Source organism: Shewanella sp. A32 (genome assembly GCF_029167175.1).
GTDB classification, from domain to species: Bacteria; Pseudomonadota; Gammaproteobacteria; order Enterobacterales; family Shewanellaceae; genus Shewanella; species Shewanella yunxiaonensis.
On record NZ_JARFTS010000020.1, the window covers coordinates 1 to 23,235 of the forward strand.

At 47.9% G+C, this 23,235-nt stretch carries 24 protein-coding genes; 12 read left to right on the forward strand and 12 right to left on the reverse strand.

Going from position 1 to position 23,235, the window contains the following annotated elements:
- Window positions 1-96: 96 nt before the first annotated feature.
- The 6 genes from PY479_RS13335 to PY479_RS13360 all read right to left on the reverse strand — a co-directional run bounded on the left by PY479_RS13335 (window position 97) and on the right by PY479_RS13360 (window position 5,752).
- Window positions 97-1,236 (reverse strand): cupin domain-containing protein, encoded by a 1,140-nt coding sequence (locus tag PY479_RS13335; protein ID WP_275484074.1) that lies wholly within the window; start codon window positions 1,234-1,236, stop codon window positions 97-99.
- Between the two features lie 64 nt (window positions 1,237-1,300).
- Window positions 1,301-2,671, reverse strand: a complete 1,371-nt coding sequence (purB, locus tag PY479_RS13340; RefSeq protein ID WP_275484075.1) for an adenylosuccinate lyase — start codon at window positions 2,669-2,671, stop codon at window positions 1,301-1,303.
- A 26-nt stretch (window positions 2,672-2,697) separates the two neighbouring features.
- Complete coding sequence (gene hflD / locus PY479_RS13345; RefSeq protein ID WP_228730305.1) at window positions 2,698-3,315, reverse strand: high frequency lysogenization protein HflD; 618 nt, start codon at window positions 3,313-3,315, stop codon at window positions 2,698-2,700.
- Between the two features lie 3 nt (window positions 3,316-3,318).
- Window positions 3,319-4,434, reverse strand: a complete 1,116-nt coding sequence (mnmA, locus tag PY479_RS13350) for a tRNA 2-thiouridine(34) synthase MnmA (protein WP_275484076.1) — start codon at window positions 4,432-4,434, stop codon at window positions 3,319-3,321.
- A 146-nt stretch (window positions 4,435-4,580) separates the two neighbouring features.
- The gene (locus PY479_RS13355) at window positions 4,581-5,078 is read right to left on the reverse strand and encodes an NUDIX hydrolase (RefSeq protein ID WP_275484077.1); all 498 of its coding nucleotides are present in this window, start codon (window positions 5,076-5,078) and stop codon (window positions 4,581-4,583) included.
- Window positions 5,075-5,752: a pseudouridine synthase gene (locus tag PY479_RS13360; RefSeq protein WP_275484078.1), complete on the reverse strand. Its 678-nt coding sequence runs from the start codon at window positions 5,750-5,752 to the stop codon at window positions 5,075-5,077. The genes PY479_RS13355 and PY479_RS13360 overlap by 4 nt, the downstream gene beginning before the upstream one ends.
- 269 nt (window positions 5,753-6,021) lie before the next feature.
- Between PY479_RS13360 and PY479_RS13365 the strand changes: the two genes are divergently transcribed.
- Window positions 6,022-8,247, forward strand: coding sequence for an NADP-dependent isocitrate dehydrogenase (locus PY479_RS13365; RefSeq protein ID WP_275484079.1), 2,226 nt, complete (start codon window positions 6,022-6,024; stop codon window positions 8,245-8,247).
- Between the two features lie 105 nt (window positions 8,248-8,352).
- Here the strand turns inward: PY479_RS13365 and cspD are convergent, their stop codons facing one another.
- The gene (gene cspD, locus PY479_RS13370; protein ID WP_212593630.1) at window positions 8,353-8,559 is read right to left on the reverse strand and encodes a cold shock domain-containing protein CspD; all 207 of its coding nucleotides are present in this window, start codon (window positions 8,557-8,559) and stop codon (window positions 8,353-8,355) included.
- Window positions 8,560-8,912: 353 nt separating this feature from the next.
- On the opposite strand from cspD, the gene clpS reads away from it, so the two are divergent.
- A complete protein-coding gene (gene clpS, locus PY479_RS13375) occupies window positions 8,913-9,221 on the forward strand; it encodes an ATP-dependent Clp protease adapter ClpS (protein ID WP_212593629.1) in 309 nt (102 codons plus the stop codon).
- Window positions 9,222-9,252: 31 nt separating this feature from the next.
- The gene (gene clpA, locus PY479_RS13380) at window positions 9,253-11,511 is read left to right on the forward strand and encodes an ATP-dependent Clp protease ATP-binding subunit ClpA (protein ID WP_212593628.1); all 2,259 of its coding nucleotides are present in this window, start codon (window positions 9,253-9,255) and stop codon (window positions 11,509-11,511) included.
- A gap of 141 nt (window positions 11,512-11,652) precedes the next feature.
- On the opposite strand, the gene infA is transcribed toward clpA, so the two are convergent.
- Genes infA through aat form a run of 3 tightly spaced genes read right to left on the reverse strand, consistent with a single transcriptional unit; the run spans window position 11,653 to window position 13,361 of the window.
- Window positions 11,653-11,871 (reverse strand): translation initiation factor IF-1, encoded by a 219-nt coding sequence (gene infA / locus PY479_RS13385; protein WP_037439960.1) that lies wholly within the window; start codon window positions 11,869-11,871, stop codon window positions 11,653-11,655.
- 55 nt (window positions 11,872-11,926) lie between these two features.
- Window positions 11,927-12,661 carry an arginyltransferase gene (locus PY479_RS13390; RefSeq protein ID WP_228730304.1) on the reverse strand — a complete coding sequence of 245 codons (735 nt, stop codon included), beginning with the start codon at window positions 12,659-12,661 and terminating at the stop codon, window positions 11,927-11,929.
- The gene (aat, locus tag PY479_RS13395; RefSeq protein WP_212593627.1) at window positions 12,651-13,361 is read right to left on the reverse strand and encodes a leucyl/phenylalanyl-tRNA--protein transferase; all 711 of its coding nucleotides are present in this window, start codon (window positions 13,359-13,361) and stop codon (window positions 12,651-12,653) included. The genes PY479_RS13390 and aat overlap by 11 nt, the downstream gene beginning before the upstream one ends.
- A gap of 54 nt (window positions 13,362-13,415) precedes the next feature.
- Here aat and PY479_RS13400 point away from each other — a divergent pair, with 54 nt between their 5' ends.
- Window positions 13,416-13,883: a glycine zipper 2TM domain-containing protein gene (locus tag PY479_RS13400; protein ID WP_212593626.1), complete on the forward strand. Its 468-nt coding sequence runs from the start codon at window positions 13,416-13,418 to the stop codon at window positions 13,881-13,883.
- A 48-nt stretch (window positions 13,884-13,931) separates the two neighbouring features.
- Here PY479_RS13400 and PY479_RS13405 read toward each other — a convergent pair whose 3' ends face one another.
- Window positions 13,932-14,246, reverse strand: a complete 315-nt coding sequence (locus PY479_RS13405; protein ID WP_275484080.1) for a hypothetical protein — start codon at window positions 14,244-14,246, stop codon at window positions 13,932-13,934.
- A gap of 208 nt (window positions 14,247-14,454) precedes the next feature.
- Between PY479_RS13405 and PY479_RS13410 the strand changes: the two genes are divergently transcribed.
- On the forward strand, window positions 14,455-15,207 hold the full coding sequence (locus PY479_RS13410; RefSeq protein WP_275484082.1) for a Nif3-like dinuclear metal center hexameric protein: 753 nt from the start codon (window positions 14,455-14,457) through the stop codon (window positions 15,205-15,207).
- A 53-nt stretch (window positions 15,208-15,260) separates the two neighbouring features.
- Here PY479_RS13410 and metG read toward each other — a convergent pair whose 3' ends face one another.
- The gene (gene metG / locus PY479_RS13415) at window positions 15,261-17,303 is read right to left on the reverse strand and encodes a methionine--tRNA ligase (protein WP_228730481.1); all 2,043 of its coding nucleotides are present in this window, start codon (window positions 17,301-17,303) and stop codon (window positions 15,261-15,263) included.
- A 151-nt stretch (window positions 17,304-17,454) separates the two neighbouring features.
- Between metG and apbC the strand changes: the two genes are divergently transcribed.
- Genes apbC through holB form a run of 7 tightly spaced genes read left to right on the forward strand, consistent with a single transcriptional unit; the run spans window position 17,455 to window position 23,229 of the window.
- Entirely contained in the window at window positions 17,455-18,570 is a 1,116-nt protein-coding gene (apbC, locus tag PY479_RS13420; RefSeq protein ID WP_212593622.1) for an iron-sulfur cluster carrier protein ApbC, read from the forward strand.
- 6 nt (window positions 18,571-18,576) lie between these two features.
- On the forward strand, window positions 18,577-19,215 hold the full coding sequence (udk, locus tag PY479_RS13425; RefSeq protein WP_212593621.1) for a uridine kinase: 639 nt from the start codon (window positions 18,577-18,579) through the stop codon (window positions 19,213-19,215).
- 21 nt (window positions 19,216-19,236) lie between these two features.
- Window positions 19,237-19,818, forward strand: coding sequence for a dCTP deaminase (gene dcd / locus PY479_RS13430; protein ID WP_212593620.1), 582 nt, complete (start codon window positions 19,237-19,239; stop codon window positions 19,816-19,818).
- Between the two features lie 9 nt (window positions 19,819-19,827).
- Complete coding sequence (pabC, locus tag PY479_RS13435; protein ID WP_275484084.1) at window positions 19,828-20,661, forward strand: aminodeoxychorismate lyase; 834 nt, start codon at window positions 19,828-19,830, stop codon at window positions 20,659-20,661.
- Entirely contained in the window at window positions 20,658-21,668 is a 1,011-nt protein-coding gene (gene mltG / locus PY479_RS13440; protein WP_275484085.1) for an endolytic transglycosylase MltG, read from the forward strand. The genes pabC and mltG overlap by 4 nt, the downstream gene beginning before the upstream one ends.
- Window positions 21,668-22,306, forward strand: a complete 639-nt coding sequence (gene tmk / locus PY479_RS13445) for a dTMP kinase (RefSeq protein ID WP_275484087.1) — start codon at window positions 21,668-21,670, stop codon at window positions 22,304-22,306. The genes mltG and tmk overlap by 1 nt, the downstream gene beginning before the upstream one ends.
- Window positions 22,303-23,229 (forward strand): DNA polymerase III subunit delta', encoded by a 927-nt coding sequence (gene holB, locus PY479_RS13450; RefSeq protein WP_212593616.1) that lies wholly within the window; start codon window positions 22,303-22,305, stop codon window positions 23,227-23,229. The genes tmk and holB overlap by 4 nt, the downstream gene beginning before the upstream one ends.
- Window positions 23,230-23,235 lie beyond the last annotated feature (6 nt).

Consider the following 23,235-nt stretch of genomic DNA (forward strand, 5'->3'; position numbering starts at 1 on the left):
AATCAGGTGCACAATAGAAAAGGCCAGCTACGGGAGCTGGCCTAAAAACTGTCAACCTATATTAGGACGAGACAAAAACCATAAATAGATAACGAGTTACTCAGCTTCTGCCAGGTAACAGTAACCCAACTCCAGTAGTTTCAGCAGTAGTGCGTTGATGCTATTTCGCTGCAACATCGCCAGGGCGATTTCGCTATCGATGCTGGTGTGGTTTGCCAGAATTTCAGCATAGTCTCGGTCTTCAGCCGCAAAATCAAAACTATCACCGTTAATGAACAGTCGATCTGCTGCATCATTCTCTAACAGCAGCACTTTCAGACCACCGATACGGCTGATCACCGCACCATCCTGTAATGCCTGTTGTAGTTCCTCAGCATCAATGCGCTCGGCCTCACAGATATCCAGCTCAAAGCGGTTTTGACTCAGCAGTTTTCCTAACATGGCTTGGTAGGTTTCAGGCGCTTGTGCTAACGCGGTCAACAACGTCATCAGCCCTTGCTGTTGTGCCAGTGGCACCATACCAGGTTGTGATGGTTCTGATGTTGACGTATATCGTTGCTGTCCCTGGTTACAGTCAATCAGGTAATCGGCCATTGATGACAGCAACTCTTGCTGACTGGGTGCTCGAAAGCCGATGGAATAAGACATGGCCAGCGTCAACGTGAATCCTTGATGCGGAAATCCTGGTGGAATATACAACATATCGCCCGGTTCAAGGATCTCGTCGATAATTGGTTCAAAATTTTCAATCAGCGGCGAGGTAGTGACGCCTCCGCGTTGTTGATAACTGCCAATATCGCCAACGGTCCAGCGACGGCGACCCTCACCTTGGATAATAAAAACATCATATTGATCGATGTGTGGACCGACACCACCACCAGGTGTAGCAAACGAAGCCATCAGGTCGTCAAAACGCCAGTCTGGCAGAAAGCGAAACGCTTCAACTAATGGCTGGCAGTCTGGATACCAATGATTGATAGCTTGTACCAGCAACTGCCAGTTTTCCTCACCATATTGGTCATAATCTTCAAATGGTCCATTGATCACCTGCCAGTTTTTACCCTTGTCTTGGGTGACGACTACGCGGGAAGCAACTTCCTCCTCACACGCCAATCCAGCTAATTCATCTGCCGCGATTGGATCGGCAAAATCTTTGAATGCCTGACGGAAAATGACCGGCTTTTGTTGCCAGATTTCCTTCAGAAATTTGTCTTTATCTATGGTGAGTTGATACATGATTTGCCTGTCCGAATGAAAAAAGGCGGTACACGAGGTACCGCCTGTGAAAGTTTGTGGCGATTTATTTCAGATCATCAACAAAGGCTTCAGCGCGACCAATGTAGGTGGCTGGCGTAAGTCGTTTCAGCTCAGCTTTTACTTCATCTGGCAAGGCCAGGTTGTCGATGAAGGCTGCCATTTGTGCTGCGTCTATGCGCTTACCACGAGTCAGCTCTTTAAGTTTTTCATATGGTTTTTCAATGCCATAACGGCGCATAACGGTTTGCACTGGCTCGGCCAACACTTCCCAGTTGTGATCCAATTCATCACGCAAATGGGCTTCATTTACTTCCAGTTTGCTGATGCCTTTTAACGTCGCCTGGTAAGCGATGAGCGAGTGCGCAAAACCAACCCCAAGATTACGTAATACGGTGGAATCAGTGAGGTCGCGCTGCCAGCGAGAAACGGGCAATTTTGCGGCTAAATGCTGCATCAGGGCATTGGCAATCCCCAGATTGCCTTCGGAGTTTTCAAAGTCGATAGGATTGACTTTGTGCGGCATGGTAGAGGAACCGATTTCCCCAGCAATGGTTTTCTGCTTGAAATGACCCAGCGCGACATAACCCCAGATATCGCGGTCAAAATCGAGCAACACAGTATTGAAACGAGCGACAGCATCAAATAATTCGGCGATGTAGTCATGTGGTTCAATCTGCGTGGTGTAAGGGTTCCAGTTCAGCCCGAGGCTGGTAACAAAGCGTTGAGACAAGGTATGCCAGTCCACCTCTGGGTAGGCCGACAGGTGGGCGTTGTAGTTACCCACTGCACCATTAATTTTACCCATGATCTCAACAGCTTCAATCTGTTTCATCTGCCGTTCCAGGCGCACCGCAACGTTAGCCATCTCTTTGCCCAAAGTGGAAGGTGAAGCTGGCTGACCATGGGTACGGGACATCAGTGGTACAGTTTTGTAAGCTTTTGCTAGGGTTTTAACCGCGTCAACAATCTTGCGGCAGTAGGGCAGCAACACATTCGCGCGGGCTTCAGTCAACATCAGACCATGAGACAGGTTATTGATATCTTCAGACGTACAGGCAAAGTGAACAAATTCACTGACGGCTTTCAGTTCAGCATTATCGGCAATTTTTTCTTTGATGAAGTATTCGACCGCTTTTACATCGTGGTTGGTGGTCGCTTCAATCGCTTTAACGCGTAGTGCATCTTCCACACTGAAGTTATCGCGAATGCTGTCAAGCTGTGCCAGTGCTCGTTCGCTAAATGGCGGAACCTCTTCAATATCTGGACAACTGGACAATAATTTCAACCAGTTGATTTCGACCTGAACACGATATTTGCTGAGACCGTACTCGCTGAATATCCCCCGAAGTTCGGTGGTTTTATTGCCATAGCGCCCGTCAACCGGGGAGATAGCAGTCAGTGCGGAAAGATCCATTGTAAGCTCCTTGATGAACTTGGCTTTTAATATAGGGAGAGGCTGTTATTGGCCGTATCGACGATGGCTTTACGCGAAAACACCAGTTGTCGGCGTTTCCCACCCAGTTGTCGCCAAAGCACGGCGCTGCGCATTGCTGCCAGCAGCAGTGCACGTATTTTATTTTGTACCGACTTTTGTTGCAGAATATGGGGATTCCCGGAAATCTGAATTTTTGGACCGAGATTGCTGATGATATCGCTATAGATATCGGCAAAATTGGCGATCACTTGTTCATCGGTGATTGTGAAGTGCTGCAGTTGCCTATGGATTTGCTGGATGCGTTCCGACATCATCGCCAGTGCGGCATTATTGCGGCTGAGTTTGCGCTCCAGCGCCAGTAAGCCCACCAGATAACGAGTGATCTCGACATCTTTCTGGTGATTATCGCCAAGCTGGTTGATCACCCAGCGGTAACCGTTTGCTAGCACTTTTTTGTCGGGATAGATATCATCAATGCTGTCAGGGTCTGTCACTAAAATGGTGTTCAGCGCAGCAGCCAGTTGTTCGTCATCGGTTTCACCGTGACGGGCAATGTACTGAACCTGAGCAACAGCCTGCAGGGTTGCTGCCAGTGCCATGGTTCTGTCATGCAGTGTTTTCACTGATTACTCTCTTATCAGACTATCTATGATGCCGCCACCGAGGCAGATTCCACCATTGTAGAATACCGCTGATTGTCCAGGGGTGACAGCTGCAACGGGATTGTCGAAGATCACTTTTATTTCATCTTTGCCATTATAGTGAACCCGGCAACCAATGTCCGGTTGACGATAACGGGTTTTTACCGTGAGTTGTTGCCCGTCAACGGGACCCAGATGATCCACCCAATGTAATTGATGCGCGATGAGTCCATCAGACATCAAGCGTGGGTGATGATGTCCCTGGGCTACTACTAAAACATTACGTTCAAGATCTTTATCAACGGTATACCATGGCTCTTCATTGCCGTCTTTGGTACCACCGATACCCAAACCTTTACGTTGGCCCAATGTATGGTACATCAGTCCCTGATGTTGGCCGATGATTTCACCTTCGACCGTTTCAATATTGCCGGGTTGTGCTGGCAGATAACGACTGAGAAATTCACTGAATTTACGTTCGCCGATAAAACAGATCCCGGTACTGTCTTTTTTATCTGCCGTTACCAGCCCAAGTTCTTTGGCTATTTCCCGTACTCGAGGCTTCTCAATATCACCGACAGGGAACAGGCTACGAGAAAGCTGCTCGTGACCTAGGGTGTAAAGGAAATAACTCTGGTCTTTATTACTATCTGCACCACGCAGTAATGTGGTTTTACCGTTAAGCTCACCGCGGCGCACATAATGGCCCATGGCAATGTAATCGGCATCGAGAATGTCGTCAGCAAAATCAAGGAAAGCTTTAAATTTGATTTCCTTGTTACACATGATGTCTGGGTTAGGGGTGCGTCCGGCTTTGTATTCTTCCAGAAAATACTCGAAGACGTTGTCCCAATATTCAGCCGCAAAGTTGACGGTATGCAGTTTGATCCCTAATTTGTCACATACTGCCAGAGCGTCCTGCAGATCCGCTGCTGCGGAGCAATACTCGGTATCATCGTCCTCTTCCCAGTTTTTCATAAAGAGTCCTTCCACTTGGTATCCCTGCTGTTTCAGCAAGTAAGCTGATACCGAGGAGTCAACGCCACCGGACATGCCGACGATAACTTTTTTTGCAGAAGGATTGGGATCGATAAATGTCATAAAACCTGGTTCACCGTTAAACATCGACAGGGTTAAGTTGTTTGCTGTCACCACATAATTAAAGTAGCAATGGAAAGCTGCTTGCCGCTCAATGAGTTGATGGCAATCTGGCAACAGTTAACCCGGATAATTGGTCGCGTATTCTATCACGGCTTAACGCCACCTGCTAATGCCAGGAATTGCCAATTTAACAATTCCAGGTCATAACGCGGTCCTTGGCGATAACTGCGGATCACTTCGGCGACCAACGGACTACGTAGCTTACTCCCCAAGGCGCAAATCTCGTCAAAACTAAGCCAGTGTGTTGCCGTGATGTCGGCATCTTGCGGGGCTGCACTGCGACATGCGGGCAGTTGGCAGCAGAAAGTGAAGCGCAGAAATGCTAGTTCGGCATTGGCATTGTACTGATCTATGCGCAGTAATTGCTGTGGTTGCAGCGCTAAACCGGTTTCTTCAATAATTTCCCGGGCGCAGGCCATGGTAAGACTTTCTCCGGCCTCTAAGTGTCCTGCAGGCTGGTTAAATTTTTGCTCGCCATTAATCCATTCTTCTACCATCAGAAATTTGTTTTCGGCCTCGATAACACAGGCAACCGTTACATTAGGCCGGTATCTGACTTTGTCCCTGACTGCAATATTACTCATTGCCAAAGTGCCTCAATCTGCTGTGGTGTCAATTCCAGATAAGCTCCGTTTGCCAGGCGTTGACCATTGATATCGAGCGAGTAATTTCCAATGGCGTAACGGATTAGCCGTAGCGTAGGGTAACCAACATGCGCAGTCATGCGGCGGACCTGGCGATTACGGCCTTCGCGAATTTTTATTTCCAGCCAGCAATCAGCCACTGATTTACGTTCGCGTACAGGAGGTATGCGTTGCCATATTACTGGCGGCTCAATTCTTCTAACTTGGGCGGGCAGTGTCATACCATCTTTTAATTCAACGCCCTGGCGTAATTGTTCCAGTGCTATTTCACTCACGTCGCCTTCAACCTGTACCCAATAGGTTTTGAAGGTATGGCGTTGCGGTGTGGTCAGTTTTGCTTGCAACTTGCCATTGTTGGTGAGTAACAACAGGCCCTCACTGTCGCGATCTAACCTTCCGGCAGCATATACGCTCGGTGCATCTATAAAGTCTTTTAAGGTTTTACGACCACCTTCATCGGTAAACTGGCACAACACGTCAAACGGTTTGTTGAACAATAAAACCTTGGTCTCCTCGAGCGAAAGCGCCGCTTTAATCTCTCGGTGGTGTTTGCTTGAGGTAGTTGGACGCACACTATTGATAGAAGACGGCGAACGACGGTCACGGGGTTTCATTGTGCTAGCAGGTAACTCAGGCGGTGTACTATGACGCAGATCTTAACATACCTGCGACAATCGTCTAAGGATTGAAGCTGCTTACGGAATTTGAATCTTGTGCAGAATGCTCTATGATGTTCGCCAAAATGTGATCTAAGACCCGTTTTTGGTGAGTCGAACCGCTTGTCGGATTTATTGATAGAAAGGCATTTTATTGGTAACCGAGACAGCAGTTTAAAACGGGAAGCAATTGTCTCTATTTCAAGCAAACGAACGTAGGACCCAAAATGACCGATAAAACTCCCACCATCATCTATACGGAAACAGATGAAGCGCCTGCGTTGGCGACCCTATCCCTGCTACCGATAATCAAGACCTTCACCAAAAGCGCCGGCATCAATGTTGAAACTCGCGATATCTCTTTGTCTGGCCGTGTGATTGCCGCGTTCCCTGAGCGCCTGACCGCAGAACAGCGTATTGACGATCATTTGGCTGAGCTTGGTGCTCTGGCGACCACCCCTGAAGCCAATATCATCAAGTTACCGAACATCAGTGCTTCCATCCCACAACTAAAAGCTTGTATTAAAGAATTACAGGCTAAGGGTTATGTGCTGCCGGATTACCCAGAAGAACCTGCAAATGATGAAGAGAAAGACGTTAAGTCTCGTTATGACAAAATTAAAGGCAGTGCTGTAAACCCTGTATTGCGTGAAGGGAACTCTGACCGCCGAGCACCAGCCTCGGTGAAACAATATGCACGTAAACACCCTCATTCTATGGGTGCCTGGAGCAAGGATTCTAAGTCTCATGTCGCGCATATGGACCATGGAGATTTTTACGGCAGTGAAAAGTCAGTGACGATGCCGGCTGCTGATACGGTATCAATCGTATTGGAACAGAATGACGGTAACAAGGTTACGTTAAAGCCGAGTCTGAAATTGCTCGCCGGTGAAATCATTGATGCTTCGGTAATGAATGTGCGCGAATTGAGTGCGTTCTATGAAAAAGAGATTGCTGCGGCAAAAGCAGAAGGTGTGCTGTTATCGCTGCACTTGAAAGCGACAATGATGAAAGTATCTGATCCAGTACTTTTCGGATACGCCGTTAAAGCTTATTACAAGGCTTTGTTTGCCAAACATGCGGACACTTTTAAAGCCATTGGTGTCGATGTTAATAACGGTTTTGGTGATGTAGTCGCCCGTATTGCGGAACTGCCATCTACCGAGAGAGCCGCGATTGAAGCTGACATTGCTGCGGTTTATGAAGTACAACCTCCGTTAGCGATGGTCAATTCCGACAAAGGCATTACGAACTTGCATGTACCAAGTGATGTGATTATTGATGCATCAATGCCTGCTGCCATCCGTGCCGGTGGCAAAATGTGGGGGCCTGATGGTCAACTGCATGATATCAAAGCAATGATCCCAGATCGTTGTTACGCGGGAGTTTACGACGAAGCGATTAACTTCTGTAAAGAACATGGCGCTTTTGACCCGGCGACAATGGGTACTGTTCCTAATGTCGGTTTGATGGCACAAAAAGCGGAAGAATACGGCAGCCATGACAAGACTTTCGAAATTCCTGCCGCTGGCGTGGTGAAAGTGCTCAATGCCGCTGGCGAAGCATTGATGGTGCATGAAGTAGAGCAGGGTGATATCTGGCGTATGTGTCAGGCCAAAGATGCGCCCATCCGTGACTGGGTAAAATTGGCAGTACGTCGTGCCCGTCTGTCCAATACCCCAGCGGTATTTTGGCTAGACGAGAACCGTGCCCATGATGCGCAAGTGATAGCTAAGGTAAAAGCGTATCTGCCTGAAGAAGATACCCGTGGTCTGGATATTCAGATCCTGGAACCTAAAGCCGCAGCACATTTGTCGCTAACTCGTATGAAAGCCGGTAAAGATACTATCTCCGTTACAGGTAACGTATTACGTGATTATCTGACCGACTTGTTCCCAATCCTTGAGTTGGGGACGAGCGCCAAAATGTTATCTATTGTGCCGTTGATGAATGGTGGTGGTTTATTTGAAACGGGTGCGGGTGGCAGTGCGCCTAAACATGTGCAGCAGTTTGTTGAAGAAAACCATTTGCGTTGGGATTCGCTGGGTGAATTTTTGGCGCTGGGAGCATCTCTGGAACATTTGAGTCAGACAACGGGTAATGCTAAGGCTCAGGTGCTGGCAGATTGCTTGGATCAAGCCATTGGGGAGTTCCTGGATAACAACAAGTCACCTTCACGCCGAGTCGGTGAACTGGATAACCGCGGCAGTCATTATTTCTTGGCACAATATTGGGCGAAAGCGCTGGCGGCACAGGATGCGGATGTTGCATTGCAGCAGCATTTTGCACCAATCGCGGATGCCTTGATCGCTAAGGAAGAGCAGATTGTGGCAGAACTGAATGGTGTGCAGGGAAGTGCGGTTGAAATGGCAGGCTACTATCGACCAGACCATCAGTTGGCTTCTGCGGCGATGCGCCCAAGCGCCACACTGAATGCTGTAATGGATGCTTAAGGTTGTATTGAACGACTGCGGTGTGAGTCGCAGTCGCGGGCCTAGCAACAATAGCTAAAATAAAAGGCGGGGTTAACCCGCCTTTACTTTATAATTTTTATTTCGTTATTTGACGGGAGAAATGGATGAGGCATGCATGCCTTTTGGACCTTTCTCAACCTCAAATTCAACTGGCTGGCCAGCTTTTAATGTGCGATAACCATCCATGTCAATGGTTGAATAGTGCGCGAATACGTCTTCACCACCTTCATCAGGGCAGATAAACCCGAATCCCTTGGCGTTGTTGAACCACTTAACAGTTCCGCTTGCCATACATCTACTTCCTTCTATGTCTGCATCCCACTCAAACAATCAGCACAAAATTGAGCTGACTGCTCACCACTCGCTGTACAGGATGTAAGCAGTTGCATGGGAAGTCAAGCGTTAAATTAACAAAAAATCAACAATGGAATCGGTCAAACTTTAAACTATGTCGCGATGACATACACTATTGTATTGATATCAGGGATTGAATGCGGTCGTGGTTGACCATATTTGTTTACTAATGGGCTTAGACAATTTTGTCAGAAGCGCGTTATAGTGAGAGCAAGATCAAATTTATTTTTCAAGCACGTCACTGCCCCAGTTATTTGGTAAGGTCAGTGGACAGAGGCTAGTATTTAAGCATGAGTAAAAGCGGTCAAATTGAGCAGTTGGAAAGCAGTATCGCGCAGGAGCTGCAACCACCTCCAATGTATAAAGTAATTTTGAATAACGACGATTACACGCCGATGGACTTCGTTGTAGAAGTTATCCAGTTGTTTTTCGGTAAAAATGAACAGGAGGCTACCGATCTGATGTTGATGGTGCACCATCAGGGTAAAGCAGTATGTGGACTGTATCCGTTCGGGATTGCCGAAACCAAAGTGGCTCAGGTAAATCAATTTGCCAGGCAAAACCAACATCCGTTACTGTGTTCGTTAGAGAAAGCGTAAATAAGCTTATCACTGTGGTTAGGGGGTGCGTATGCTGAACAAAGATTTGGAAGTGACCTTGAACCTGGCGTTTCAGCAAGCCAGGGATGCACGGCATGAATATATGACCGTAGAACATCTGTTGTTGGCACTTATCGATAACCCCGCAGCTCGGGATGCGCTGTTGGCCTGTGGTGCCAATATTGAAAAGTTACGGGAAGATGTGGCCGCGTTTATCGCGCAAACTACCCCGGTTATTACCGACCCTGCAGACGATCGTGAAACCCAGCCAACGCTCGGTTTCCAACGGGTATTGCAGCGCGCGGTATTTCACGTGCAGTCCTCTGGCCGTAATGAAGTGACCGGTGCTAACGTCCTGGTAGCAATTTTCAGTGAGCAAGAATCACAAGCGGTCTACCTGCTGCGTCGATATGACGTGACGCGGCTGGACGTTGTGAATTATATCTCTCATGGTGTTGCCAAAAACGAAGAGAGTGACAACAGTCCTGCCCAGGAAAATGTGGAAGAGCAGGCTGATGCCCCAGAAGAACGCAGCATGCTGTCACAGTTTTCCAGCAACCTCAATGAACTGGCGCAGCAAGGCAAAATTGATCCGCTTATTGGACGTGATAACGAGATTGAACGTTCAATTCAGATCCTCTGTCGGCGTCGTAAAAACAATCCACTGCTGGTGGGTGAAGCAGGGGTTGGTAAAACCGCCATTGCTGAAGGTTTAGCTTATCGAATTGTCAACAATGCAGTTCCGGAAATTATCAAGGACGCAACTGTCTATTCTTTGGACATGGGTGCACTGCTGGCAGGCACTAAATATCGTGGTGATTTTGAGAAAAGATTCAAGAACTTATTAAAGGAACTGACGTCTGATCAAAATGCTATTCTGTTCATCGATGAAATTCACACCATTATTGGTGCGGGAGCGGCGTCTGGTGGCGTAATGGATGCTTCTAATCTGCTGAAGCCCTTATTGTCTTCAGGCAGTTTGCGCTGTATGGGCTCCACCACTTTCCAGGAATATCAGAGTATTTTTGAAAAGGATCGGGCATTAGCGCGCCGCTTTCAGAAAGTGGACATTGTTGAACCAAGTGTGGACGAAACCACCAAGATCCTCGAAGGTCTGAAGTCTCGTTACGAACAGCACCACAACGTGCGCTATACCCATGCCGCACTGGCTAGCGCTGCGAGATTATCGGATCGCCATATTAACGATCGGCATCTGCCAGACAAGGCGATTGATGTGATCGACGAAGCGGGTGCCCGTATGGCGATGATGCCCCAGAGTCGGCGCAAGAAAACCATTGGTGAACTGGAGATTGAAGCGGTTATTGCTAAGATGGCGCGGATTCCAGAAAAATCTGTATCATCCACCGAAAAAGATATGCTCAAAAACCTTGAGCGTAATTTGAAGATGGTGGTATTTGGTCAGGATAAAGCCATCGAAAGCCTGAGCGCGTCCATTCGACTTGCGCGTAGTGGTTTAGGCAACGAAAATCGGCCTGTTGGTAGTTTCTTGTTCGCTGGCCCTACCGGCGTGGGTAAAACCGAAGTTACTAATCAGTTGGCACAATGCCTTGGCTTGCAGTTGGTACGTTTTGACATGTCCGAGTACATGGAAAGTCATACTGTCTCTCGCTTAATTGGTGCTCCGCCAGGATATGTTGGCTTTGACCAAGGGGGACTATTGACCGATGCCGTTATCAAGAATCCTCATTGCGTGGTATTGCTGGATGAAATAGAAAAGGCCCACCCGGATATCTATAACTTGTTGTTGCAGGTAATGGATCACGGCACACTGACTGATAACAATGGACGTAAAGCAGACTTCCGCCATGTTACGCTGGTGATGACAACCAACGCCGGGGTTCAGGAAACCGTGCGTAAGTCAATTGGTTTTAAACAGCAGGATCACAGCTCTGATGCGATGTCAGAAATCAATCGTATCTTTTCACCTGAGTTCCGTAACCGTTTGGACGCCATTATCTGGTTCAACAGTCTGGATATGACCATTATTGCGAAGGTGGTCGATAAGTTCTTGGTAGAACTACAGGCACAGCTGGATCAGAAGGGTGTTACGCTGGAAGTTAGTGATGAAGCGCGGACACTGTTGGCTGAAAAGGGCTATGACAAATCCATGGGCGCTAGACCTATGGCGCGAGTTGTCAAAGATCTGCTTAAACGGCCTTTGGCTGATGAGATCCTCTTTGGCAAACTCGAGGCCGGTGGCGTTGCTCGAGTGGATGTCAAAGATGGGGAACTCGATATTCAAATTGATGAATTAGAAAAGGTTTCATAACCTCTAACGCATTAATGCAAATGGCTGCTTTTAGCAGCCATTTTTTTACGAAAATCCGGTACTTCAGGCAATCGCAGGAAAACACCTGCCAGTAACACATATAGCCAAGCTATAGTGCCAGGTCGTCGATGAAGAAGATGATTAGCGTGCGCGGAATACGATGCGGCCTTTGCTCAGATCGTATGGAGTCAATTGAACTGTAACTTTGTCACCGGTCAGAATTCGGATGTAGTTTTTACGCATTTTACCGGAGATATGAGCAGTCACAACGTGACCATTTTCCAATTCAACCCGGAACATTGTATTTGGCAAGGTTTCCAAAATGGTTCCTTGCATCTCAATACTGTCTTCTTTCGCCATTAATAAATTGTCCTGTTAGCCTGGTAGGTAAAAAACCGCCGTATCATGCCGCAAATTACCGAGTGTGTAAAGGGTGAGAGGCCAGACAATCGCTTTTTTCCCAGCCTTGTTCCGTTAAGATTTCATAGGGGCGATATAGCCGTTTGTAATCCATCTTCGGATGATTATCTATCTGATATCCCAAATAAAGGTACTGTTTACGCCACTCTTGTGCCAAGCGGCACTGAGTGAGGATCATCATACTGCCAAGCGAACGCTTCTCCATATCCGGATCAAAATAACTGTAAACGGCCGACAGACTGTTGGGTAAAACATCCGTGACTGCGACGCCGACTAACTGCCCATGGAGCAAGAGTTCTATAAATCGCGGCTGTAACCACTGACTGCTCAGAAAATGCTGATACTGTTCCAGACTCGGCGGATACATGCTGCCATCCTGATGACGAGTGCGAATGTAGCGGTCATATAGCGCATAGTGTGCATCCTGGTAGCTGTCGGTAATCCGGACGTCTAAATCCTGATTATGCGCCAGTGTGCGTTTCTGGCGTTGAGATGGCTTGAAATCTGCTAATGGGATACGTAACGACTGGCAAGCCTGACATCCCGGACAATGCGGACGGTACACCGCTTCACCACTACGACGAAATCCCATGGCGAGTAGTCGCTCGTATAACGGCAGTTGTAACAGTTCCTGTTGGATAACAATTAACTGTTCTTGGCGTTCAGCGAAGTAACTGCAGCTGAAGGGGGGGGTAATGCCTACAGCAACTGTCTGCGGCTCAGAGTTCAAGATTGACCTCACTTGCTGCCCAGCTTCCGGGCATTGCTTCTCCATCTCGGTAACGGTAAAGCAGCTCCAAAAACTGTTTGCGCTCAATCGACTTGGCACCCAAAGAAGACAGATGTGGATTCATCACCTGGGCGTCGATCAACTTGTAACCTTTTGCGAGGGCATGTTGGTGCAATGCGATAAATGCCGCTTTTGAGGCGTTTGTTTCCCGATGAAACATCGACTCGCCGCAAAATACCTGGCCCACGTCCAGTCCATATAATCCGCCAATCAATCGTTCACCTTGCCAGACTTCAAATGAGTGTGCTCGCCCCATTTGATGTAGCTCTTGGTAGGCAAGTCGGATTTCCCCGGTGATCCAGGTGCCATCCTGTCCCTTACGCGGCATAGCGCAGCCGGCGACAACATCAGCAAATGCGTGATTTATCGTGATACGCCAAGGCTGTTTACGCAGGTATTTGCGTAAGCTTCTGGCAATATTCACACTACCAGGAATAAATATCGCCCGAGGATCTGGTGACCACCACAGAATGGGATCATGCTGATTAAACCAGGGGAATATCCCTTCGTAATAGGCGTTCAGCAAACGTTGAGGATGCAGATCACCACCGATGGCCAGTAAGCCATTGGGATCCTTCAGTGCCAATTCCGGAGATGGAAATGGTTCCATGGTGTTATTAATGAAGGACAGCGAGTTCACGATTGCGTATTATTAATTGACGGGCTTACCTATTAAATTAGCGGAAATCCGGCTATGTGGAAAACATTATTCAGTGTATTTGTGTTATCGACCTTATTCATGGTGTCAGCACAGGCTGGTTACGACCGTAACCAAGCAGTGCCTGTCGAGAAGGTGTTGTATGGTTCGGTGATATCGGTAAGAGATATCACCCAACAGCAACTGGTAGAGGATAAAAACAGCGGTTGGCGTACCTTTGGTGGTGCATTACTCGGTGGCGTGATTGGTCATCAGTTCGGGAGCGGAAATGGGCGTGATGTCGCTACGGTATTAGGCGCAATTGTGGGTGCCGGGATTGGCAGTAACAGTGGTAGCGGCAGTTATTATCGTCAAACACAGCTTATTGAACTAATGATCCGTCAGGAAGACAACACTCAGGTGATGATCATCCAGGACAAAGATCCAGGAATGCCATTCAATCCCGGTGATGAAGTCCGGGTTGTTTACCTAAAGGGCAGCGTACGGGTCGATAAAGCCATGTAATCAATAAAAAGGCGCTTATTAGCGCCTTTTATATTTACAAAATCAGGATTAGAAGCCACGAGGCAGTTGATTGCCGGGATTGGCTGACAATTTCTCACGCCAAATCTCTTTTGGTGTCTTACCACCGTTGCTGGCTGGCTTAACCTTCTTGGCTGGTTTGGCCGCAGTTTTTGCCGGTGGTTTAACTGCGGGAACCACGACACATTCTGCCAACATCTGTTCCAATTCGCTAAAGCGTACGGACTTCCCGCCATCAATTTTGTACCAGCTGCCACTTTGTTCGACGGTAACTTGCTTGCCATCTTTGGCACTGAGCAACGTTTCCAACTGGCTGATTACATTTTCTTTGGTGAGTGTTGTCATACGATTCTATCCGTCTTTTTCGATAATGAATTTTGGTATTTGTGAGTAATTTTATCGGGCAAGTTGCAGAAATGTCCAATTTGGTAACAGAAATTGCTGGAAAGGTTACTGAATTTAACCATTGAGAATGGTTGATACTTTAGTGCTACTGCGAGTAGTAACCAGGCATGTGCTACCATAATGCAAACCTATTTAACCGGATGAACAGATGCAGCGGTCAGAGTTACAGCAATATTTGCAGGAATTTTTACAGGTCGATAAATTTCGGGATTACGCTCCCAATGGTCTGCAAGTCGAAGGCAAATCTGAGATAAACCGTATCGTCACCGGGGTGACTGCTTGTCAATCGCTGATAGACGCGGCTATTGCCTGCCAGGCGGATGCAATATTGGTACATCACGGCTTTTTCTGGAAAAGCGAACCTCAGGTATTGGTTGGAATGAAACAGCGACGGATAAAATCTTTGCTGGTGAATGATATCAACCTGTTCGGTTATCACCTGCCATTAGATGCCCACCCGCAGGTCGGCAACAACATCACTTTAGCGGTGCAACTCGGATTACAAGAGGCGGCTCCGGTAAGCTCGCTCCCGCAGGAATTGCTGTGGCGAGGTTATCTCCCGCATAGCATGTCCCCTGAGCGTTTCGCCGAATGGATAGCCGCCAAGTTAGGACGTAAACCCTTGCATCTACCTGCACCGCGCAAAGATATCCGTACGGTTGCCTGGTGCACTGGCGGTGCGCAGGATTATATCGATCAGGCTTATGAACTTGGCGTAGATGCGTTTATCAGTGGTGAAGTATCGGAGCGTACTTTCCACAGCGCGGCAGAGCAGGGTATCCATTATTATGCTGCAGGCCATCATGCAACCGAGCTTTATGGCATTCAGGCATTAGGGGCGCACTTGGCGCAGCAATTTGGCTTAGAACACACGTTCATTGATATTGCGAATCCGGTGTAGTGGTCTGCCAGAATAATGATTAAAAAAGGCCGCAGATTGCGGCCTTTCGAATATTATTTCACGCGCATACCCGGTTGGGCGCCTTCATGCGGTTCTAATATCCATAGATCTTTACCGCCGGGACCTGCTGCCAGCACCATGCCTTCAGACATGCCGAAACGCATCTTGCGCGGAGCCAGATTCGCTACCATTACGGTGAGTTTGCCAACCAAGTCTTCTGGATTATAAGCAGATTTGATACCCGCAAAAACCTGACGGGTTTCTCCGCCGATATCTAATTGGAGTTTCAGCAATTTGCTAGCTTCTGGCACCAGTTCAGCTTGCTTGATGAGTGCGATCCGCAAGTCCACTTTTGCAAAATCATCGTAAGCAATTTCTGCACTGATTGGATCATCTGCCAATGGTGAAGCTTGAACTTCTGGCGCTGCCGCCGTTTGCAAGTTTTCTTTGGAGGCTTCTACCATCGCATTCACTTTGTCCAGTTCGACACGTTGCATCATAGGCTTGAATGGATTTATGGCATGTCCGGCCAGATCCTGCGTTAAGCCATCCCAGGTCAGTTCCAGTCCAAGGAAAGCTTCAACGTCAGCTGCCAGCCTAGGCACCACTGGCTTCAGATAGGTTGCCAGAATACGGAACAGATTGATGGCGTTGGAGCATACTTCATGTGCGCGACTTAAGGTTTCGTCAGCTTTTACCAGCTGCCATGGCGCTTCATCGGCTACATAAGCATTTGCCAAATCCGCCAGTGTCATAATTTCGCGAATCGCCTTGCTGTATTCACGGTTTTCGTAGAGTTCGGCGATCACATCGGCCTTTGCCAAGAATGTGTTGCTTAATGCGCTATTGTTAACCGCAGCTAACTTGCCATCAAAACGTTTGGTAATAAAACCAGCGGTACGACTAGCGAGGTTTACCAGTTTGCCCACCAAATCAGCGTTGACCCGGCTGACAAAATCTTCCAGGTTAAGATCAAGGTCGTCAATGCCATTTGACAGCTTTGCCGCGTAATAATAACGCAGATATTCAGGATCTAGGTGCTCCAGATAGGTACGCGCCTTAATGAAGGTCCCTTTCGATTTTGACATCTTGGCGCCATTCACGGTCACATAACCGTGGGTGAATACGCTATTTGGTTGGCGGTAGCCACTCCCATAGAGCATGGCCGGCCAGAACAGACTGTGGAAGTACACAATGTCCTTGCCGATGAAGTGATAGACTTCTGCGGTAGAATCCTTACCCCAGAATTCATTGAAATCCAGTTCTGGACGTTTATTACACAGATTCCGAAACGAGCCCATGTAACCGATAGGTGCATCCAGCCACACATAAAAATATTTGCCGGGGGCATCGGGTATTTCAAAGCCAAAATAGGGCGCATCGCGGCTAATATCCCACTGTTGCAATCCCTGTTCGAACCATTCGTTCAGTTTATTCGCAATCTCTGTTTGCAGAGAACCAGAGCGAGTCCAGTTCTTCAGCATGTCTTCAAATGCCGGTAAATCGAAGAAGAAATGCACGGATTCCTTCAGTACGGGAGTGGCACCAGAAACTGCAGAGCGTGGGTTGATAAGCTCGGTTGGGCTATAGGTTGCGCCGCAATTATCGCAGTTATCGCCATATTGGCCTTCAGCCTTACACTTCGGACAGGTGCCTTTAACAAAACGGTCCGGCAGAAACATCTGCTTTTCCGGATCATACAGCTGACTGATAGTGCGCTGTTTGATAAAACCATTTTCTCGCAATTTCAGATAGATCTCATTGGCGATTTCATGGTTTTCAGGACTATGAGTACTGTGATAGTTGTCGTAGCTAATATTGAATCCGGCAAAATCCGCCTGATGTTCCTTGCTGACGTCGGCAATCATCTGTTCTGGGGTGATCCCCATCTGCTGGGCCTTAAGCATGATGGGGGTGCCGTGTGCATCATCGGCGCAGATGTAATAGCACTCATGACCACGCAATTTTTGAAAGCGTGACCAGATATCGGTCTGAATATGTTCAAGCATATGCCCCAGATGGATGGAGCCATTTGCGTAAGGTAATGCACTGGTAACGAGGATCTTGCGTTTCGAATCTGACATCTTGTTTCTGATCTGTTTAAAGGGCCCTAAAAATAATGGCCTAGATACTAACCGATCCCTGCGCCATTTTCATCATGGTGTGAGCTTGATGGGCTAAATCTATTCCAAATCAGCGGATAATATCTGGTACACTTGATCAACTTTATCTCAAGGGGATTATATTTTGTCTTCTGCATCTCAGGACTATCGTCTTAGCGACGAACTTCTCGGTCCAGTACTTGCCACGCTCAATGCCTATCAGGATCCTTACCTGAAACAGGGCTTGGTCGATGCGGGCTGCGTTACCAAGCTGGCAATGAATGGCACTCAGCTACAATTAGGCTTGGTATATCCATACCCATGTGAAACTCAATATCGTGATACCGTGATGGCTCTGACTCAGGAACTCGCCAAAATTGACGGTATTGAAGAAGTTGAAGCCGAAATGGACTTTAGTGTGAAGTCCTATTCTGCCAGTGGCAGTATTCCACCTATTCCTAATGTGAAACAAGTAATTGCAGTAGCCTCAGGTAAAGGCGGTGTCGGTAAATCGACCACTTCAGTCAACTTAGCGTTGGCGTTGGCGTCTGAAGGTGCCAATGTCGGTATTTTGGATGCGGATATTTATGGTCCCTCAGTGCCGATGATGCTTGGGATCACCGATTACCGCCCATTGTCACCTGATGGTAAACACATGACTTGCGCTAATGCGCATGGTATCAGTGCGCAGAGTATTGGCTTTTTGCTTTCTGGTGATGAAGCCGCCGTGTGGCGTGGTCCTATGGCAGCCGGTGCATTGTTGCAGTTAGTGAATGAATCTTTATGGCAGGATCTGGATTATCTGGTGATCGATTTGCCGCCAGGCACAGGCGATATTCAGCTGACTCTGTCACAAAAAGTACCGGTTAGCGGTGCGGTGATTGTCACTACACCACAGGACATTGCGTTAGCCGATGCACAAAAAGGCATCTCGATGTTCGAAAAGGTCAATATTCCAGTGCTTGGTGTAGTAGAGAACATGAGTTTCTACTTGTGTCCTGAATGCGGTCACAAAGAATATCCGTTTGGTAGCGAAGGTGGTTCTCGCATTGCGCAGCGTTATAACGTGCCATTGTTGGGCGCATTACCGTTAAATGGTAGCATTCGCGAAAATATGGATAACGGTGTGCCGACCGTCGTCGCTGACGTCGATGGTGAGGTTGCCGGTATCTATCGCGACATTGCTCGCAAAGTCGCCGCCGGACTGGCGTTGCAGCAGCAACAAAGTACTGTATCTATTGCGATTTCTGAGGAAGAATAAAGCAGAATGAGCTCTACTCACAGTGTGATAATTGGCATTGCCGGCGCTTCGGCGTCTGGCAAAAGCCTCATAGCAAGAACCATCTACGAGGAGTTGTGCCGGGATCTCGGGACTAACGAAATCGGGGTGATTAGCGAAGATAGCTACTACCGTGATCAAAGCCATCTGCCGATGGAACAGCGGGTGTTGACCAATTATGATCACCCCAAAGCGCTAGATCATCAGTTGCTGGCGCGTCACTTAGAAAATCTTAAAGATGGCAAGCCGGTCGAAATTCCCTGTTACAGTTATGTTGAACATACTCGCACAGGGGAGTCGTTGTTGATGACACCGAAAAAGGTCATTATTCTCGAAGGTATTCTGTTGTTGACCGACACTCGGCTGCGAGAGTTGATGGATGCCAGCGTCTTTATGGATACACCTCTGGACGTGTGTCTGATCCGGCGCTTACGGCGAGATGTAGAAGAGCGTGGCCGGACCATGGAGTCAGTTCTGACGCAGTACCAGAACACCGTGCGGCCGATGTATCTGCAATTTATTGAGCCGTCAAAACAATATGCAGACATTATTGTGCCTCGTGGCGGTAAAAACCGCATTGCCACCGATATTCTGAAAACACGTATTCAGCATTTACTTTCCAGATAAAGACCCGGGAGACAGGGCCAAATGAGATTAACGGACATCGAAATAGAACAGAGCCTTGATGAAGGCAGTATTGTGATAGAGCCACGCCCTTCCAGTGACGCTATCAGTGGTGTCAGTGTGGATGTGCGGCTTGGTCATCAGTTCCGCGTATTTAAAGATCATACTGCGGCCTATATCGACCTGTCTGGCCCCAAAGCAGAAGTTCAGGCAGCGCTGGACAGTGTGATGAGCGAGCAAATTGACATCGCCGATGGTCAGGCTTTTTTTCTGCATCCAGGAGAATTGGCGCTCGCTGTGACCTATGAAAGTGTGCAGCTGCCGGCAGATATTGTTGGCTGGCTCGATGGCCGTTCATCGCTTGCGCGGCTCGGTCTGATGGTACATGTTACGGCTCATCGTATTGATCCGGGTTGGAAAGGTAAAATTGTCCTCGAATTTTTTAACAGTGGTAAATTGCCGTTAGCGTTACGGCCAATGATGACGATTGGTGCCTTGAACTTCGATAAGCTCAATCATCCAGTCGCTAAACCCTACAACGCACGTAAAAATGCCAAGTACAAAGATCAGCAGGATGCGGTTGCCAGCCGTATCAGCCAGGACTGATCTTCCTTTATGGGTTCGGTGTGGGTAAACGGCAAACCAGCTGACACAATCGATGTCCGTGATCGTGCTTTCACCTATGGTGATGGCTTATTCGCTACCATGGCCGTCGATGGAGCTGGTGCGATACAGTTTCTCTCATGTCATTTGCAACGCCTTACTGATGGTGCGGCAAGATTGGGTTTTTCCTGGCAGCCATCAGAAACCTTACTGACGTTATTGACTGAAACTGCTGGCCGTTTTCCCCGTCATTGCTTAAAACTACAACTGAGTCGAGGTGTTGGTGGGCGTGGTTACGCTCCGCCAACCGCGCCACAAGTCACCGAAGTGGTCAGTTTCAGTCCTATACCCGTGCATTACACTTCCTGGCAACAACAGGGCATCAAGTTGCAGACATCAACTGTCCAGCTGGCCAAGCAACCGTTACTGGCAGGCATGAAACATCTTAATCGCCTGGAGCAGGTGCTAATCAAAAGTTACGCGCTCGATGAAGATTGTGACGATTGGCTGGTTTGCGATACCGATGGATGGCTGGTGGAATCCTCAATGGCCAATCTGTTTTTGCTGTTTCAAGATGAAAATGACCAGTGGCAGGCATTAACGCCAGCAATGAATAACTGCGGTGTCTCGGGCGTAATGCGGCAACAAGTCATTATGACCTTGTTAGCCATGGGCGTTCATGTCCAAGTGGTGCCTGTCACTTATGACTGGCTTGCTCGGGTCTCACATTTATTTATCAGCAACAGTTTGTTAGGCACTGTGGATGTTATCGCTGCTGATTCATACCATTTTGCCGTCTGGCCGGGTAGTGCACAATTAAGGGAAAATCTCGCTATTCAGTTATGAAAAAATGGATCTTGGTAGCGGTTGCCGTATTTTTTACCGTACTGACATTGTTGTTAGGCTTGGGCTTATGGGGTTATCAGCAATTGCAGCAGTATAGCCGTTCGGCACTGGTACTGGATATGCCACAAGAATTACAGCTTGAGCATGGTACCTCTTATCATCGGTTAGGTCAGGAATTGCAACAACGGGGGTTGTTACAATATGACTGGCGATGGAAGTTACTCGGTAAATGGCAACCACAACTTACCGCTATTCGTTCAGGGTTGTATGAAATTAATCCTGGAGATACGCCGTTATCACTGTTAACCAAACTTGTTGCCGGGGATGAAAAACGCTTCAGTTTCACGTTGGTGGAAGGTAAAACGGTCAAGGAATGGCAACAGTACTTGCAGCAGTTACCCCATTTACGCATGGACCCGCAGCCTTTTATCACCGTACTGCAGCAGCAGGGGGATACCTCGGCTAAACCTGAAGGCAAATTTTTCCCAGATACCTATCAATATCGCGCCGGAACTGATGTCAGCAGCTTATTGACACAAAGTTATCAGATGATGCAGCAGCAACTGCAGACTATCTGGAATGGGCGAGACCAAGGATTGCCGCTTGAAACCCCTTATCAATTGTTGATCCTTGCCTCAATCATTGAGAAGGAAACCGGAAAGGCGGACGAGCGAAGCTTGATCTCGGCAGTATTTATTAACCGGCTTCGCAAAGGGATGCGTTTACAGACAGATCCTACGGTGATTTATGGCATGGGGGATGCGTTTGATGGCAACATCACGCGAAAAGATCTGCAACAGGAAACCCCGTTTAATACTTATCGAATTCAGGGTCTGCCCCCCACGCCAATCGCCGCCCCGGGTAAGGAATCATTGTTAGCTGCTGCACATCCCGCCGATGTAAAGTATCTTTATTTTGTATCACGTAATGATGGTTCTCACGTATTTTCTGAGACCTTAGCAGAGCATAATCGCGCCGTAGATCGTTATCAGAGAAGAAGAAAATAATGCAGGCTGAGCTTTCAACAGGAAAATTTATTGTTATTGAAGGACTTGAAGGCGCTGGAAAATCCAGCGCTATGGCATTGGTAAAGGCATTTATTACAGAGCTGGTGGGACAAGAACCCGTGTGTACCCGTGAACCCGGAGGTACACCCTTAGCCGAAAAAATCCGTACTTTGGTTAAAACAGCTGATGCCACCGATCCTTTATGTGACGAAGCCGAGTGCCTATTGATGTATGCAGCGCGGGCACAGCTGGTCGCTAATGTGATAAAGCCAGCATTAGCAGGTGGAGACTGGGTTCTTGGCGACCGTCACAACTTATCTTCGTTGGCCTATCAAGGCGGTGGTCGAGGCTTAATGTCATTAGTCCAGACCATTAGTGCAGCCACTCTTGGCAGTTTTAGGCCAGATTTGACGCTTTATCTGGATATCCCGCCCGCAATCGGCATGGCCAGAGCTGCGAACCGTGGCGAATTAGATCGTATCGAACAACAAGCGCTGAGTTTTTTTGAGCGGGCCCGGGCGACTTATCTGAGTCTGGCAGCAGCAGATGATTCGATTGTGGTGATAGATGCCAATCAACCGCTGCCAAAGGTTCATGAAGATATTTTGTCAGCATTAAACCAGCACTTAAGAGTATGAGCGCGATGCTATTAGATTTGCCCTGGTTACGGGATGCGAAGCAACAGTTTGTGCACCAGCGACAGCAGGGGCAGGTGCCGCATGCAATACTGCTAACCTTACCCGAAGCTGATGGCGGTGTGCGGCTGGGTCAATATATGGCGCAGTTATCACTTTGTACCGCATCTCAATCTGGCCAGCCTTGCGGCCACTGTAAAAGTTGCCAACTCTTTGTGGCTGGAAATCATCCAGATTTCCATTTGTTACAAGCAGATGGCAGCCAAATTAAAGTGGAGCAAGTGCGTAGTCTGTGTCAGTCACTTAATGTGACAGCACAGCAGGGCGGCTATCGTGTGGCATTGATATTGCAGTGTGAACGAATGAATACAGCCGCTGCCAATGCTTTGCTAAAAACGCTTGAAGAGCCGGGTGCTGGTACCTTGCTGTTACTGCAAAGCGATCGCCCTGGTGCGTTGTTACCTACCATTGTCAGCCGCTGTCAGCAGTTAAAAATTGTCCGGCCTTCGGTTCAATTAATTACACAATGGTTGCAACAGCAATATCCGCAGCTTGATGAAGATATAAGCTGGTGCTTGCCGGTCGCTGGCGGTGCTCTGACGTTAGCTGAGTATATTAAAGAAGGGTATTTTGCCGAGCTGAAGAAACTTAAGACCGCATGGCAACAGAGTCTGAGCAGCGGTCACTTGAGCCAAAAGCTTAGTAATCTGAATGTGGAGCAGCTGTTTGATGTATTAAAACTGTTATATCAAGTGCTACAGGAAGAGATACAGCAAACGCAATTAGACCCGTTAATTAAGCTGCATTTGGCACAGCTCGCTGGTCAGGTGATGAGAGATAATCAGCAACTTATGCAGATGTCTAATGTCAATTATCTGGCGCTTTGCCAAAGTTATGTCTTAGAATACAAGAGAATGAAAAAATAAAAGTAG

What these genes read in the sequence shown, in the direction of transcription:
- PY479_RS13335 (WP_275484074.1), bottom strand. Translation starts at nt 1,236, where the DNA reads ATGTATCAACTCACCATAGATAAAGACAAATTTCTGAAGGAAATCTGG.
- purB (WP_275484075.1), bottom strand. Translation starts at nt 2,671, where the DNA reads ATGGATCTTTCCGCACTGACTGCTATCTCCCCGGTTGACGGGCGCTAT.
- mnmA (WP_275484076.1), bottom strand. Translation starts at nt 4,434, where the DNA reads ATGACATTTATCGATCCCAATCCTTCTGCAAAAAAAGTTATCGTCGGC.
- PY479_RS13355 (WP_275484077.1), bottom strand. Translation starts at nt 5,078, where the DNA reads ATGAGTAATATTGCAGTCAGGGACAAAGTCAGATACCGGCCTAATGTA.
- PY479_RS13360 (WP_275484078.1), bottom strand. Translation starts at nt 5,752, where the DNA reads ATGAAACCCCGTGACCGTCGTTCGCCGTCTTCTATCAATAGTGTGCGT.
- PY479_RS13365 (WP_275484079.1), top strand. Translation starts at nt 6,022, where the DNA reads ATGACCGATAAAACTCCCACCATCATCTATACGGAAACAGATGAAGCG.
- cspD (WP_212593630.1), bottom strand. Translation starts at nt 8,559, where the DNA reads ATGGCAAGCGGAACTGTTAAGTGGTTCAACAACGCCAAGGGATTCGGG.
- clpS (WP_212593629.1), top strand. Translation starts at nt 8,913, where the DNA reads ATGAGTAAAAGCGGTCAAATTGAGCAGTTGGAAAGCAGTATCGCGCAG.
- clpA (WP_212593628.1), top strand. Translation starts at nt 9,253, where the DNA reads ATGCTGAACAAAGATTTGGAAGTGACCTTGAACCTGGCGTTTCAGCAA.
- infA (WP_037439960.1), bottom strand. Translation starts at nt 11,871, where the DNA reads ATGGCGAAAGAAGACAGTATTGAGATGCAAGGAACCATTTTGGAAACC.
- PY479_RS13400 (WP_212593626.1), top strand. Translation starts at nt 13,416, where the DNA reads ATGTGGAAAACATTATTCAGTGTATTTGTGTTATCGACCTTATTCATG.
- PY479_RS13405 (WP_275484080.1), bottom strand. Translation starts at nt 14,246, where the DNA reads ATGACAACACTCACCAAAGAAAATGTAATCAGCCAGTTGGAAACGTTG.
- PY479_RS13410 (WP_275484082.1), top strand. Translation starts at nt 14,455, where the DNA reads ATGCAGCGGTCAGAGTTACAGCAATATTTGCAGGAATTTTTACAGGTC.
- udk (WP_212593621.1), top strand. Translation starts at nt 18,577, where the DNA reads ATGAGCTCTACTCACAGTGTGATAATTGGCATTGCCGGCGCTTCGGCG.
- dcd (WP_212593620.1), top strand. Translation starts at nt 19,237, where the DNA reads ATGAGATTAACGGACATCGAAATAGAACAGAGCCTTGATGAAGGCAGT.
- pabC (WP_275484084.1), top strand. Translation starts at nt 19,828, where the DNA reads ATGGGTTCGGTGTGGGTAAACGGCAAACCAGCTGACACAATCGATGTC.
- mltG (WP_275484085.1), top strand. Translation starts at nt 20,658, where the DNA reads ATGAAAAAATGGATCTTGGTAGCGGTTGCCGTATTTTTTACCGTACTG.
- tmk (WP_275484087.1), top strand. Translation starts at nt 21,668, where the DNA reads ATGCAGGCTGAGCTTTCAACAGGAAAATTTATTGTTATTGAAGGACTT.
- holB (WP_212593616.1), top strand. Translation starts at nt 22,303, where the DNA reads ATGAGCGCGATGCTATTAGATTTGCCCTGGTTACGGGATGCGAAGCAA.